13 protein-coding genes are annotated in these 13,661 nt (G+C 64.9%); 10 read left to right on the top strand and 3 right to left on the bottom strand.

Features of this window, described 5'->3' with window-relative positions:
- Positions 1 to 87: 87 nt before the first annotated feature.
- The gene (locus ACT6VE_RS08995; protein ID WP_444798275.1) at positions 88 to 1,404 is read left to right on the top strand and encodes a replication-associated recombination protein A; all 1,317 of its coding nucleotides are present in this window, start codon (positions 88 to 90) and stop codon (positions 1,402 to 1,404) included.
- A gap of 3 nt (positions 1,405 to 1,407) precedes the next feature.
- Here the strand turns inward: ACT6VE_RS08995 and ACT6VE_RS08990 are convergent, their stop codons facing one another.
- Entirely contained in the window at positions 1,408 to 2,004 is a 597-nt protein-coding gene (locus tag ACT6VE_RS08990; RefSeq protein WP_069063013.1) for a CDP-alcohol phosphatidyltransferase family protein, read from the bottom strand.
- Positions 2,005 to 2,124: 120 nt separating this feature from the next.
- Between ACT6VE_RS08990 and ACT6VE_RS08985 the strand changes: the two genes are divergently transcribed.
- Genes ACT6VE_RS08985 through ACT6VE_RS08965 form a run of 5 tightly spaced genes read left to right on the top strand, consistent with a single transcriptional unit; the run spans position 2,125 to position 7,219 of the window.
- Entirely contained in the window at positions 2,125 to 3,861 is a 1,737-nt protein-coding gene (locus ACT6VE_RS08985; protein ID WP_444798274.1) for a bifunctional alpha/beta hydrolase/class I SAM-dependent methyltransferase, read from the top strand.
- 7 nt (positions 3,862 to 3,868) lie between these two features.
- On the top strand, positions 3,869 to 5,203 hold the full coding sequence (locus ACT6VE_RS08980) for a phosphatase PAP2/dual specificity phosphatase family protein (protein WP_444798273.1): 1,335 nt from the start codon (positions 3,869 to 3,871) through the stop codon (positions 5,201 to 5,203).
- Complete coding sequence (locus tag ACT6VE_RS08975; RefSeq protein ID WP_069063016.1) at positions 5,200 to 5,637, top strand: hypothetical protein; 438 nt, start codon at positions 5,200 to 5,202, stop codon at positions 5,635 to 5,637. Before ACT6VE_RS08980 ends, ACT6VE_RS08975 begins: the two co-directional genes overlap by 4 nt.
- A complete protein-coding gene (locus ACT6VE_RS08970; RefSeq protein ID WP_444798272.1) occupies positions 5,634 to 6,287 on the top strand; it encodes a lysophospholipid acyltransferase family protein in 654 nt (217 codons plus the stop codon). Before ACT6VE_RS08975 ends, ACT6VE_RS08970 begins: the two co-directional genes overlap by 4 nt.
- Complete coding sequence (locus ACT6VE_RS08965; RefSeq protein ID WP_444798271.1) at positions 6,287 to 7,219, top strand: phosphatidate cytidylyltransferase; 933 nt, start codon at positions 6,287 to 6,289, stop codon at positions 7,217 to 7,219. The genes ACT6VE_RS08970 and ACT6VE_RS08965 overlap by 1 nt, the downstream gene beginning before the upstream one ends.
- Here ACT6VE_RS08965 and ACT6VE_RS08960 read toward each other — a convergent pair whose 3' ends face one another.
- Entirely contained in the window at positions 7,220 to 8,131 is a 912-nt protein-coding gene (locus ACT6VE_RS08960) for a carbon-nitrogen hydrolase family protein (RefSeq protein WP_444798270.1), read from the bottom strand.
- An 18-nt stretch (positions 8,132 to 8,149) separates the two neighbouring features.
- Positions 8,150 to 8,692 (bottom strand): Lrp/AsnC family transcriptional regulator, encoded by a 543-nt coding sequence (locus tag ACT6VE_RS08955; protein ID WP_069063019.1) that lies wholly within the window; start codon positions 8,690 to 8,692, stop codon positions 8,150 to 8,152.
- Between the two features lie 275 nt (positions 8,693 to 8,967).
- Here ACT6VE_RS08955 and ACT6VE_RS08950 point away from each other — a divergent pair, with 275 nt between their 5' ends.
- The 4 genes from ACT6VE_RS08950 to ACT6VE_RS08935 form a co-directional block, all read left to right on the top strand.
- Positions 8,968 to 10,461, top strand: coding sequence for an APC family permease (locus ACT6VE_RS08950; protein WP_444798269.1), 1,494 nt, complete (start codon positions 8,968 to 8,970; stop codon positions 10,459 to 10,461).
- A complete protein-coding gene (locus ACT6VE_RS08945) occupies positions 10,458 to 11,330 on the top strand; it encodes a universal stress protein (protein WP_444798268.1) in 873 nt (290 codons plus the stop codon). Before ACT6VE_RS08950 ends, ACT6VE_RS08945 begins: the two co-directional genes overlap by 4 nt.
- 96 nt (positions 11,331 to 11,426) lie before the next feature.
- Complete coding sequence (speB, locus tag ACT6VE_RS08940) at positions 11,427 to 12,380, top strand: agmatinase (RefSeq protein ID WP_444783514.1); 954 nt, start codon at positions 11,427 to 11,429, stop codon at positions 12,378 to 12,380.
- Positions 12,381 to 12,384: 4 nt separating this feature from the next.
- Positions 12,385 to 13,661: 5-guanidino-2-oxopentanoate decarboxylase (locus ACT6VE_RS08935; RefSeq protein ID WP_444798267.1), on the top strand; the 1,277-nt coding region annotated here is incomplete at its 3' end.

The raw sequence follows: 13,661 nt of genomic DNA, 5'->3' as shown, positions 1-13,661 counted from the left end.
CGATAGACGAACGTCATTCGACCGGGGCAGGCGTTTTTGTTGACGCCTGGCCTCGTCGGACGGACAGAACCTTTCGACGAGGATCCCATGACCGATCTTTTCGATGCCGCACCGCGCACAGGCTCGATGCCGCTTGCCGCCGAACTGCGACCGGCCACGCTGGACGATGTGATCGGCCAGGAGAAGATCATCGGCGAGGGTACGATGCTGCGCCGGCGCATCGCCGCCGGCCGGCTCGGTAGCATCATCCTCTACGGCCCGCCGGGTCTGGGGAAGACGTCGATCGCGCGCGCCATCGGCAACATGCTCGGAAAGAGTTTTCGGCCGCTGCATGCCGCACACAACAATGTTGCCGATATTCGCAAGATCGCTGATGAGGCGCGCATGCGGCCGACGCTGCTTTTCGCAGACGAGGTGCATCGCTTCAGCGCCACACAACAGGACCACCTTCTGGCGCTCTGCGAGGAGGGCGTCGCCGACTTTATCGGCGCGACGACCGGCAACCCCTATCACACGCTGACGCCCGCTCTCATATCCCGTTCGACCATCTTGAAACTCGAGCCGCTTACCCTCGAGGAGATGGAGGAAGTGGTGCAGCGCGGCCTTGCCCATCTGGCGGCGCGCGGCCTGGACGTCCGGCTTGAGCCTGCTCAATTGCGCCGTATCGCAGGCCGTTCCGGCGGCGATGCGCGGCGCGCGCTGACCGTGCTGGAGGGCCTTGCGGTTGGGCATGTGCCGGACAAGCCGGTCGTCATAACCGAGGCCATGGTCGAGGAGGCCTATGCGGCCGCTCCCGTCAATCACGACCGGTCCGGCGATGCGCATTACGACGTCGTCTCGGCCTTCGTGAAGTCGATGCGCGGCTCCGATCCTGATGCCACGCTCTACTGGCTCGCCCGGCTGATCCATGGCGGCGAAGATCCACGCTACATCGCGCGGCGCATCATGATTCACGCCTCGGAAGATGTCGGCCTTGCCGACAACACGGCTTTGCAGACCGCCGTCGCCGCGCTGCACGCCGTGGAAAAGATCGGATATCCGGAGGCGCAGATCATTCTGGCGCACGCTGCACTGCACGTCGCCCGTGCGCCAAAATCCAACTCCGCCTGCCGTGGCATTTCGCTGGCTCTTGGGCATGTGGCAAACGAGGCGCCGTCGGCCGTGCCGATGCACCTGCGCGATGCGCATTACAAGGGCGCGGCCGCACTCGGCCATGTCGGCTATGCCTTTCCGCATGACGACGGACGCGGCTGGAGCGAACAGGTCTATGCGCCGGATGTCTCGCGCGGCAGCTTCTACCAGAGCGACGCCCGTGATGCGGCGACCTTCGAGCGGCGTGCCGACGAGCATTGGGATCAGGTGACGGGCCGTCCGACGCCGCGCCGGTTCGGCGGCGGGCGCTGAGGCTCAAGCCTCGACGAGGCCGGCCCTGATGCGGTTGACGACCGTCCAGACCAGCAGCACGCAGGTCATCGGCTGGATATGCCATGTCCATGCCGGCAGGACACCGAAGACGGCGACCAGTGCACCGAGCGCGCCGAACAGCAGCGCCCGGTCGCTCTTGCCCATCGGCCCCTCGTAGTTGCGACCCTTGCCATGCGCGACGCCCAGCACGCCGGCAAATTCCGTCAGCGTGGCAAGGAAGATGATCGCGAAGAGCCATGGCAGCGAAAAGGGGGCGATCAGCGCGAAGGGCACATAGAGCGCGGCATCGGAGATGACATCGGTGATCTCGTTGAGATAGCCGCCAAGCGCGCTCTTCTGGCCATGTTCACGGGCCAGCATGCCATCGACGGCATTGAACGCCATGCGCAGGACCATCCAGATCGGCACGAGCGCGAACAGGGCGGGCTCGGGACGCAGAACAAGAAGCGCGCCGATCGCAACCGAGACTGTGGCCGCGATAAGCGTCACCTGGTTGGCGGTGACGCCCAGGCCTGCGAGCCGGCCGACAAGCGGGCGAAGAAGGGTCTGGAAGGACGATTTCAGTTTATAGATCGACATGAAAGTTTAAATCCGCTCGATTGCCTTCAACAAATGCAGACGCAACGCTATGAAATCAACTGCAAACAGCAGGGCTCATCCGTATAGAGTGGACAAGGTTTGAAAGGGAGTGAGGACCGTATGATCGAATCGGCGTTTGCGAGCCACGATGGCGTGGAGCTTTTCTATCGCACCTGGCCCGCACGCTCCGGCACGGCGAAGGGTGCAATCGTGCTCCTGCACCGCGGCCACGAGCACAGCGGCCGGGTGGCCCATATCGCCGAAGAGCTCGGCCTCGACGACTTTGCCATCTACGCCTGGGATGCCCGCGGCCATGGCCGATCGCCCGGCGAGCGCGGCCATTCGCCGTCCTTTGCCCATTCGGTGCGCGACCTCGACTGCTTCGTGCGCCACATTCGCGAGACCGGCGGCTTCGCGATGGACCAGGTCGCGGTCGTTGCACAGAGCGTTGGCGCCGTGCTGGCCGCAACCTGGGTGCATGACTATGCGCCGGATATCCGGGCGCTGGTGCTGGCCTCACCCGCGTTCGACGTCAAGCTCTACGTGCCCTTCGCAAAGGAGGGCATTGCGCTGTGGCAGAAGCTGAAGGGCACGTTCTTCGTCAATTCCTACGTCAAGGCACGCTTCCTGACGCATGATCCGGCGCGAATCGCCTCTTTCGAGGCCGACCCGCTGATCACCCGCCCGATCGCCTCCAATATCCTGCTCGAACTCTACGAGGCGGCGGACCGGGTGGTCGCCGATGCGCGCGCCATTACCGTGCCGACGCAACTCCTCATCTCGGGCGCTGATTTCGTCGTGCGCCACGGGCCGCAGCATCGCTTCTTCGAAAATCTCGGCAGCACGATCAAGGAACGGCATGTGCTGCCCGGCTTCTACCACGACACGCTCGGCGAGCGGGACCGGGCGAAAGCCCTGGAGAAGGTGCGCGCCTTCATCGCGGCGCGTTTTGCCGAGCCGCCGGTGGTGGCGGATGTTCGTCGCGCACATCTTTCCGGCTACACCCGCGACGAGGCCGACCGGCTGGCGACGCCGCTGCCGCTTCTGTCGCCGCGCGGGCTCTACTGGGCGATGACGCGCGCCTCGATCCGCTTTGGTGGGCTGTTTTCCAAAGGCATCGCCACCGGTGTGCGCACCGGTTTCGATTCCGGCTCGACGCTGGATTACGTTTATGAGAACGAACCGCGCGGCCTGGGGCCGGGGGGTCGCCTGATCGACCGGCAGTTTATCGATGCCATCGGCTGGCGCGGCATCCGCCAGCGCAAGGTCCATCTGGAGGAACTGATCGGCAAGGCACTCGCGCGCCTCAAGACCGAAGGCAAGCCGCTTCGTGTGCTCGATATCGCAGCCGGTCACGGGCGCTACGTGCTCGACGCGGTGGCGGCATCGGAGGCGAAACCCGAAAGCATCCGCGTGCAGGACTATTCGCCGATCAACGTGGAGAAGGGCACGGCGCTGATCGCCGAGCGCGGTCTTCAGGGTGTCGCCGCCTTCCACCGCGCCGATGCCTTCGATACGGGAGGGCTGGCGACGATAGACCCCCGGCCAACGCTTGCCATCGTCTCCGGCCTCTACGAACTCTTCCCGGACAATGCCATGATCGAGGCCTCGCTTGCCGGCCTTGCGCGTGCCGTGGAGCCCGGGTCGCTTTTGATCTATACCGGCCAGCCCTGGCATCCGCAGCTCGAAATGATCGCCCGCGCACTCACCTCCCACCGTGGCGGCGAGGCCTGGATCATGCGCCGGCGTACCCAGCAGGAAATGGACCAGCTCGTTGCCGCCGCCGGCTTCCGCAAGATCGAGCAGCGCATCGACAAGTGGGGCATCTTCACCGTCTCGCTGGCCGAACGTCTCTGAGGCCGGCATGGGGGAGGGCATCGTACCGGTTCTTGTCACCGATCGCCGCGCGGTCTTTCGCGCGGCGGCACTCTGGCTTGCCGTCCTGGCGCCGTTCTTCTACTTGACCTACGGCACCGCGAACTGGCTTGCTTCCTTACGGACAGGGGTGCCGAACCTCGCTTTCGGCTGGGAAACAAACATTCCCTTCATCGCCTGGACGATCATCCCCTATTGGTCGATCAACGCCTTCTATGCGCTCTCGCTCTTCGTCAACGACACGCCGGATGAGGTGGGCCGGCTGGCACGGCGCTATCTTACGGCACAGGTCGTCGCCGTCGTCTGCTTCATTGTCCTGCCCTTGCAGGCCATTTTCGTGCGGCCGGAGACGGACGGCCTGCCCGGCTTCATGTTCGACGTGCTTGGCGGTTTCGACAAGCCGTTCAACCAGGCACCGTCGCTGCATATCGCGCTGCTCGTCATCATCTGGGATCATTGGCGCGGGCGGCTGCGCGGGATCGGGCTTGCCGTCTGGCATGTCTGGTGCCTGCTGATCGGCCTTTCCGTGCTGACGACATGGCAGCATCACGTCATCGACATCCCGACCGGCGCCTTGCTCGGCCTCTTCGCGCTCTGGCTTTTTCCGGCGGGCAAACCATCACCGCTTGCCGGCTTCCAAAGGACGAACGATGCGAAGGCGTGGCGGCTCGCGACCTACTACACCGCCGGTGCTGTGGTGTTCCTCATCCTGACCATCCTCGCGACGTTGGATTCCGGGGCGGGGCTGCTTCTGCTTTGGCCGAGCCTGGCGCTTGCCATCGTGGCACTCAGCTATGCCGGGGCAGGGACGGCCGTTTTCCAGAAACAGGCGGATGGACGCGTCAGCCTTGCCAGCCGATGGCTGCTTGCACCCTACCGCCTTGGCGCGCGGCTGAACATCCTGTGGTGGACCCGGAAGCTTCCACCGGCAGTGGAGGTGGCGGACGGCGTCTTCCTCGGTCGCTATCCATCCCGTGGGGGCCTTTCGACCTATGTCGCGGTGATCGACCTGTCGGCGGAATTTCCGGGACATAACGTGCCTGGCCTCGCCTGGCACGCCTTTCCCGTCCTTGATCTGCTTTCTGCCTCCGCGCCGCGCATTCGTGAAGCGGCGATGGCGGTCGAGGAGGCGCGGCGGCACGGCCCCGTTCTCGTCAGTTGCGCGCTCGGCTTCCAACGGAGCGCCGCCGTTGCAAGCTGCTGGCTGATGCGGTCGGGCCACGCCACCAATGCGGCCGCGGCCGTGGCGCAGGTCAAGGCGAAGGGCCGACCGGTTCATCTTCCATTTAACGCCTATGCCCTTATCGAGGAGGCCGCGCGGTGACGGACTGGAAGGGGGTTGCAGGCGACGCCGGTCGCCGCCTGCGGCGGAACGGCCTGATCGGCGGCGCGCTGGCTCTGCTGATCCTCGCGATCGCCCCGCCAACGGCGGGCGTGCATGGCTTTACCGCACCGCTCGGCTGGTGGCTGCTGCTGGCCTTCTGCCTGTTGCCGCTTGCCGTCTCGGTCCATCTGCTGTTTGACGCAGCACTCTTCCAGCTTGCCGCGTCCCATGACACGGAAGAGGCAGGTCTCTCTGCCATCGATGATGTCTTGTCTCGCACGGGGCTCCGGGCGAGGGACCACACGCCGCGATCGCTGGCGGAGCGTCTTCAGGGATGCCGCCGGCTTGTCTGGTTCCAGCGCGCATCGCTCGCCATCGGTGTGGTGCTCTATGCCATCCTTCTCCTCGACGCGATGGATGGAGGCGGCGCATGACGGGTGGTGGAGCGTCCCTCCTGCAAAAAGTGTCCGGCGCAGCACTTGCGGGCCTTTCCCGCGCCGTCACCGGCGTCAGGCCGATCTGGGCGGGCGCAGCACCGAACGGCCGGCAGCGCATCTATTTTGCCAATCATGCAAGCCATGGTGATTTCATCCTGATCTCGACCTGCCTGCATCCGGCCGAGCGCAGCCGCACCGCCGCCGTCGCGGGCGCCGACTATTGGAACGCGGATTCCGTCCGCCGTTTCATTTCCGGAAAGCTGCTGCGCACGGTGCTCGTCGAGCGCAACTGGGTCGAGCGCACGGCCGATCCTTTGCAGGTCATGCTCTCGGCGCTCGAAGCGGGCGAATCCTTGATCTTCTTTCCGGAGGGCACGCGCAACATGACCGAAGAGCCGCTGCTGCGCTTCCGCTCAGGCCTCTACAATCTCGCGGCCGCCCGGCCGGATGTCGAACTTGTGCCCTGCTGGATCGAGAACATGTCGCGCGTGCTGCCCAAGGGAGCGGTACTGCCCGTGCCGTTGCTCTGCCGCGTGGTTTTTGGCGCGCCGATCGTGCTGGAGGCCGAGGAGGAGCGCAAGGCTTTTCTCGACAGGGCCCGACAGGCACTTTTGGCGCTTTCGCCGCAAAAGGATGGAAACCGCTGATGATCGACGATACCACACGCCTCTTTTTCGGCCTCGTTGCCGTGCTGGTTACGGCAAGCGTCGTGGCCGGCGCGCTTTCCTATCGCAGCCCGAAACCGCTGCCGTCGACGCTCGAAAATCTCAATGCGCGCATCAAGGCCTGGTGGATCATGGTGACGGGCATCAGCGTCGCCTTCCTGTTCGGCACGGGCGGCGTGATCCTGCTGTTCGCCTTCGTTTCCTTTGCGGCGCTTCGCGAATATGTGACGCTGACCAACACCCGCCATGCCGACCGCTGGACGCTGCTCGGCATGTTCCTGATCATCATACCGGTGCAGTACTACCTGATCTGGATCGACTGGTACGGGCTCTATTCGATCTTCATTCCCGTCTACTGCTTCCTCGCCATGCCGGCGCTGACGGCAATTCGAGGTGATACATCCCGTTTCCTCGAACGGGTCAGCGAGCAGCAATGGGGCATCATGCTCTCGGTCTATTGTATCAGCCACGTGCCGGCACTTGTGACCCTGCCCATTCCGGGCAACGAGGGACGCGGCCTGCTGCTGATCGCCTTCCTCATCGCCACTGTGCAGGGCAGCGACGTGCTGCAATACATTTTCGGAAAACTCTTCGGCCGGCACAAGGTCGCGCCGAGCATTTCGCCGTCGAAGACCTGGGAAGGCCTGATCGGCGGCATAGCCAGCGCCTCGCTGTTTGGGGCCGGGCTCTACTGGCTGACACCCTTCTCGCCCTACGAAGCCGGCGTGCTGGCAGGCCTTGCCTGCATCATGGGCTTCTTCGGCGGCCTGGTCGCTTCGGCGATCAAGCGCGATCGCGGCGTGAAGGACTGGGGCCACATGATCGAGGGCCATGGTGGCATGCTCGACCGTGCCGACAGCCTCGTCTTCGCAGCCCCGGTCTTCTTTCACATCGTGCGCTACGCCTGGACCTGATCAGCGCCGCTTCGGCATGGGAACCAGCGGCCCGAGGCTGTCGAGATAGGTCGATGCCCCGCCATTCTCGTAAGTCGTGAAGGCGACGTTGCGGTCGCGGTAGGATTTCAGCACCTGGCCGAGGCCGTTGGCGCCTTCGGCGCGCACCTGGCGCACGAGGCCGAGGTCGATGTTGATGGGGAAGATTTCCGTGACCTGACCACACTGGTGCACGACATTGCCGGTCGGATCGGCGACCAGTGAACGGCCGACGCCGCCGGCATCGAGCCCGTTCACGTCGACGACGTAGCAGGAGAACATCACCGCCGTCGCCTGGACGATGGCGAGTTCCGCCTTGCGGTCCGTCGTGCCGGTCAGCACGGGGTGAATGAGCACCTCGACGCCCGCCGAGGTCAGCGTGCGCGTCGTCTCCGGAACCCAGATGTCGTAGCAGATGGAAAGGCCGAAGCGGCCGACATCCGGCACGTCAAAAATCAGGAAGTCGGTGCCGCCGGTGACACCCGCCTCGAAAGGCATGAAGGGGAACATCTTGTCGTAGCGCCCGACGATCTCGCCGTCCGGATTGATGACGACCGAATGATTGTAGGTCCTGCCCTCCCGGTGCACGAAGTATGTGCCGGGAATGATCCAGACGCGGTGTTTTGCGGCGAGCGCCTGGAAGACGGCCTCGTCGGCCAGCGGATCCGCCGCCGCGCAGGCATGCAGCGGACCATGCATGGCAAGCTCGGAAAAGACGATCATGTCGGTGCCCGGATAGAGCGCCATGGTCTTTTCCACCTGGATCGTCATGGCCGCGATGTTGCGGCCGGTGATCGGCACCGACATCTGGATGCCGGCGATCATGAAGCGGGAATTATCCCGCCGGCCGGCGGAGGCGGGCATAGCGTTTGCGTCGGAAAAGGTGCCTGACATGATGTATCTCTATGGAAGCTATTTGCCGGTGCGGACGGCGGGCCGGGTCGGCACGCCGCGCGGCGTCGGGGAGACGAGATCGTCGAAGGCCACGCCCCGATAGGGCTTGCTCGACTTGAGCACGATGTAGCTCGAAAGATTGCCGATCTTGGGGCCGAGCCGCAAAAGCTCGTCCGACAGCATCTGGTAGGAGGCGATATCCGGGCAGACGAAGCGCACGAGATAATCGATCGGCCCGCTGACCTTGGTGCATTCCACCACGTAGCGCATCTCTTCGACCATCGTTTCGAAGATCTCGAAATCCTCAAGCCCGTGGCTGTTGAGCGTCACCGCGGCGATGACGTCCACATGGCGGCAGACCTTCGCGAGGTCGATAATGGCATGGTAGTTGGTGATGACGCCGGCCTTTTCGAGCCGCTTCACCCGCTGCAGGCAGGGGCTGGGCGAAAGGCCCACGGCATCGGCCAGTTCCTGGTTCGTCATGCGCGCATTGGCCTGAAGACATGCCAGAATACGCAGATCGATCTGATCGAGCCGGATCGACCCGTCTTCATCTTTCATTCACTCGCCCCCTGCTGCATGGACGGGCCATGCGTCTCCCGATGAGCGTGGCCCGACAGCCTCGAACCATAAGGATACGTTTGTCCCGACCCTGTCAAGTTGGCCTCCTGGTCACCGTTTCGCCCTTCCCGGTCCCCCCTTGGCCCTTGCGACAAGAACTTTCGAGAAGGGTGCCGTGCTCAGCAGCAAGTGTCGGAAAATGACAGAAATACGGCAGCACCTTTGCCGAACCCGACGCTACAGTGATTGCATATGGGGAGACATCGGGGGGAACGATGGCGTCAACTATCCTGGAACAAATCACACGCAAGAAGCCGGTCGACCGGCTCTTGGCGGACGCGTCGGGTGCCGGCGACGGGCACGGCCATCTCGGACGCTCGATCACGCTGTTCCAGCTGATCATGTTCGGCGTGGGGGCGACGATCGGTACGGGTATCTTCTTCGTGCTGAGCGAGCAGGTGCCGGTGGCCGGCCCTGCGGTCATGCTCTCCTTCATCATCGCGGCGGTCGCGGCGGGCCTGTCGGCGCTCTGCTATGCCGAGATGAGTTCGATGATCCCGGTCTCGGGCTCTTCCTACTCCTATGCCTATGCGACGCTTGGCGAGGGCATCGCCTTCTTCGTCGCCGCCTGCCTCGTGCTGGAATACGGCATCTCCGCCGCAGCGGTGGCGGTCGGCTGGGCCGAATATGTCGAAAAACTGCTCTTCAACATCACCGGCATCGTGCTGCCAGGCTGGATGATCAAGGGGCCGATCACCGTCGTCGATGGTGACCATCCCTTTGCCATGGCCTTCTTCGCGGAAGGCTCCGGCCTCATCAACCTGCCGGCCGTCATCCTTGTCATGCTCTGCTGCATCCTGCTTTTGCGCGGCGCCAAGGAATCGGCCCGCGCCAATGCCATCATGGTGATGGTCAAGCTCGCCGTGCTGACCCTCTTCATCGTGATCGCCGGCAGCGCCTTCAACAGCGCGAATTTCATGCCCTTCTTCAACGAGAGCGGTTTTGGCGGCGTGCAGGCGGCGGCGGCCTCGATCTTCTTCACCTTCGTCGGCCTCGATGCCGTCTCGACGGCGGGCGAGGAGGTGGTCAATCCACGGCGCAACCTGCCGATCGCCATCATATCGGCGCTCGTCATCGTCACCGGCTTCTACGTGCTGGTGGCGCTGGCCGCCCTCGGCGTGCAGCCGGCGGGCGCCTTCGACGGGCAGGAGGCGGGCCTTGCCACGATCCTGCAGAACCTGACGGGTGCCGCCTGGCCGGCGAACCTGCTGGCCGCCGGCGCGGTGATCTCGATCTTCTCGGTCACGCTCATCGTGCTCTATGGCCAGTCGCGCATCCTCTTTGCGGTGTCGCGCGACGGCCTGCTGCCGTCGATCTTCCACAGGGTCGATCCGCGCAGCATGACGCCGGTCGCCTGCACCATCATCGTCGCGGTCTTCGTGTCGCTGATCGCCGCCTTCGTGCCCTCGGGCCTGCTCTGGGACTTGACGAGCATGGGCACGCTGACCGCCTTCTCCGTGGTCTCGGCCGGCGTGCTGATCCTGCGCTATACGCAGCCCGACATGCCGCGCGGCTACCGCGTGCCCTTCGGCCCGGTCCTGCCGGTGCTCAGCATCGTCGCCTGCCTGTACCTGATCTTCAAGCTCAGCTGGATGGTCTATGCCATTACCGGCGTCTGGGTGGCGATCGCCGCACTCGTCTATTTCGGTTACTCCGCCCGCAACTCGCGGCTCGAAAAACCGGAAGGTCTCGGCGAGGCGGCAGAATGAAGATCCTTGTCGGTCTTTCCGCCGACCAGGGCGGGCAGGAGGCGCTGGCGCTCGGCGCGGTACTCGCCCGGTCCTGCAAGGCTTCGCTCGTCGCCTGCACGGTGACACCCGATACCTGGGGCTATCCCTCGCCGGCGCGCGTCGATGGCGAATATGGCAGCTTCCTTGCCCGGCACACCGCCGCGGTGCAGGCCGAGGCGAAGGCATTGCTTCCCGACGACGTGACCGCGGAGTTCCTCGCCGTTTCCGCCTCATCGGCCCGCGAAGGCCTCATCAGGACCGCCTCCGAGATCGGAGCCGATTGCCTTGTGCTCGGTTCGGCGCGCGAGGCCCCGTTCGGCCGCTTCGGCGAGGGCGGCGTGACGACGGAGCTTTTGCGCTCCGCGCATCTGCCGATCGCGGTGGCGCCGCATGGCTATTCGGCCGGTCCCGAGAGCCGTATTCGCCGACTCAGCGCCGCCTATTCCGGTTCGTCTTCCGCGCCTGGTATCGTCGCCCGCAGTGCAGCACTCGCACAGGAATATTCGGTGCCGCTTCGCCTCGTGACCTTCGTGGTGCGCGACAAGCAAATGTACCCAACGGGTGCCGGCTACGACGCGGAACATTTCGTCTCCAACGTGCTGCGCGAGCAGGCACGGGATGCGCAAACCACCCTGCTTGCCGGACAGGCGGGACTTTCCGCCGAGATCGCCGACGGCCCGAGCTGGAAGGCGGCTTTCGAGTCGCTCGCCTGGGAGGAGGGAGAACTGCTCGTTCTCGGTTCCAGCAAGCTGGGGCCGCTGATGCGGGTCTTCCTCGGCTCGAATGCCCGCAAGATCGTGCACAACGCGCCGGTGCCCTGCCTCATCCTCCCGCGCGCCGAAGAATAATCGAAAAGGGTATTCCAGCCGCTCGGACAAGTCTCGTAGAGTACCATTCAGGATGGGGCAAAAGACATGAAACACCGCCCCGCCGGAGGAAAACAGATGACGACCAGAACCTACAACCAGCCGCTTGGCGGCAACGAGATGCCGCGCTTTGGCGGGCCTGCGACGATGATGCGCCTGCCGACGCAGCCGACCAGCGAGGGGCTCGATGCCTGCTTCGTCGGCATTCCGATGGATATCGGCACGTCGAACCGGCCGGGCACGCGCTTCGGGCCGCGCCAGATCCGCACTGAATCCTGCATGATCCGCCCCTACAACATGGCGACCCGCGCCGCCCCCTTCGACAGCCTGCAGGTGGCCGATATCGGCGACGTGGCGATCGACACGTTCAACCTGCCGAAATGCGTCGATATCATCACCGACGCCTATCGCGAGATCATCAAGGACGGCTGCAAGCCGCTGACGCTCGGCGGCGACCACACGCTGAGCTACCCGATCCTGCGCGCCATGGGCGAAAAATACGGTCCCGTCGGCCTCATCCATGTCGATGCCCATGCCGACATCAACGAGCACATGTTCGGCGAGCCGATCGCCCATGGCACGCCGTTCCGCCGGGCGGTCGAGGCCGGCGTGCTCGACACAAAACGCTGCATCCAGATCGGCGTGCGCGGCACGGGCTATGCCGCCGACGATTTCGACTGGCCGCGCGAGCAGGGTTTCCGCGTCGTGCAGGTGGAAGAGTGCTGGCACAAGTCGCTGACGCCGCTGATGGAGGAAGTCCGCGCGCAGATGGGCGACCGGCCGGTATACCTCACCTTCGACATCGACAGCCTCGACCCGTCGATTGCGCCCGGCACCGGCACGCCGGAGATCGCCGGCCTCAACACCATCCAGGCGCTGGAAATCATCCGCGGCTGCTGGGGTCTGAACATCGTCGGCTGCGACCTCGTCGAAGTCTCTCCGCCCTACGATCCGTCCGGCAACACGGCGATCACGGCGGCGAACCTTCTCTTTGAAATGCTTTGCGTCCTCCCGGGCGTCAAGAGGCGATAACATCATGGCAGACACCCGTCTTACCACCGGCGAATACCTCGTCCGTCTCCTGGAATCCTACGGCGTCGAGCTGATCTTCGGCATTCCGGGGGTGCATACGGTCGAACTCTATCGCGGCCTGCCGGCCACGAAGATCCGCCACGTCACGCCGCGCCACGAACAGGGTGCGGGCTTCATGGCCGACGGCTATGCGCGCGTGACCGGCAAGCCGGGTGTCTGCTTCATCGTTACCGGCCCCGGCATGACCAACATCGCCACCGCCATGGGCCAGGCCTATGCGGATTCGGTGCCGATGCTGGTCATCTCCGCGGTCAATGCCCGCAACGAGCTCGCCATGGGCCAGGGCCGCCTGCACGAACTGCCCTCGCAGCGCAACCTGGTGGCCGGCGTCAGTGCCTTCAGCCACACGCTGCTCGATCCCGCGCAGCTGCCTGAAGTGATGGCGCGCGCCTTCACCGTGTTCAATTCGGCCCGCCCGCGCCCCGTCCATATCGAAATCCCGCTCGACGTCATCGTCGCGCAGGCCGGGCATCTTTCGACGGACGCCTGGCCGCTGCCCGGCCGTGCCGCGGCCGATCCCGCCGGCATCGCCAAGGCGGCGACGATCCTCAAGGCGGCCAAACGCCCGCTGATCATCGCCGGCGGCGGTGCTGCCGATGCGGCGGCCGAAATCGCTGCGATTGCTGAAAAGCTCGACGCGCCGGTCTTCATGACGATCAACGGCCGCGGCATCCTGAAACCCGGCGACCCGCGCATCATGACCGGCAATCTCAGCATGCAACCGCTGCTCGACGAACTTGCGACAAGCGACGCGATCCTCGCCATCGGCACCGAGTTCGGCGAGACGGAAATGTATCCCGAGCCAAAACCGCTTTCCTTCGGCGGCCCGCTGATCCGCATCGATATCGACCCGGCGCAGATCGTCACCGGGCTGCGCTGCGACGTGCCGATCGCCGCCGACGCGAGACTCGCCGCGACAAGCCTCAGCGCCGCGCTCGGCGAAACCCGTAAAACCGGTGACGGCGCATCCCGCGCCAAAGCGGTGCGCGAAAAAGTGGCCGCCGGCCTGTGGCCCGCCTGCCGCACCCATGGCAGGCTGATGGAGGTCATCACCAAAGCTCTGCCCGACGCCACCGTGGCGGGCGACCAGACCGAGCCGGTCTATGCCGTCAACCAGTTCTACCAGGCGCCGCAGGTGCGTTCCTTCTTCAACTCCTCCACCGGTTACGGCACACTCGGCTACGGCCTGCCCGCCGCCTTCGGCGCAAAACTCGGCGCACC

This window comes from Shinella sp. (assembly GCF_052438155.1).
Taxonomy (GTDB): domain Bacteria; phylum Pseudomonadota; class Alphaproteobacteria; order Rhizobiales; family Rhizobiaceae; genus Shinella.
The sequence above is the reverse complement of the archived record's forward strand: the minus strand, read 5'-3'. Positions and strand labels throughout refer to the sequence as shown.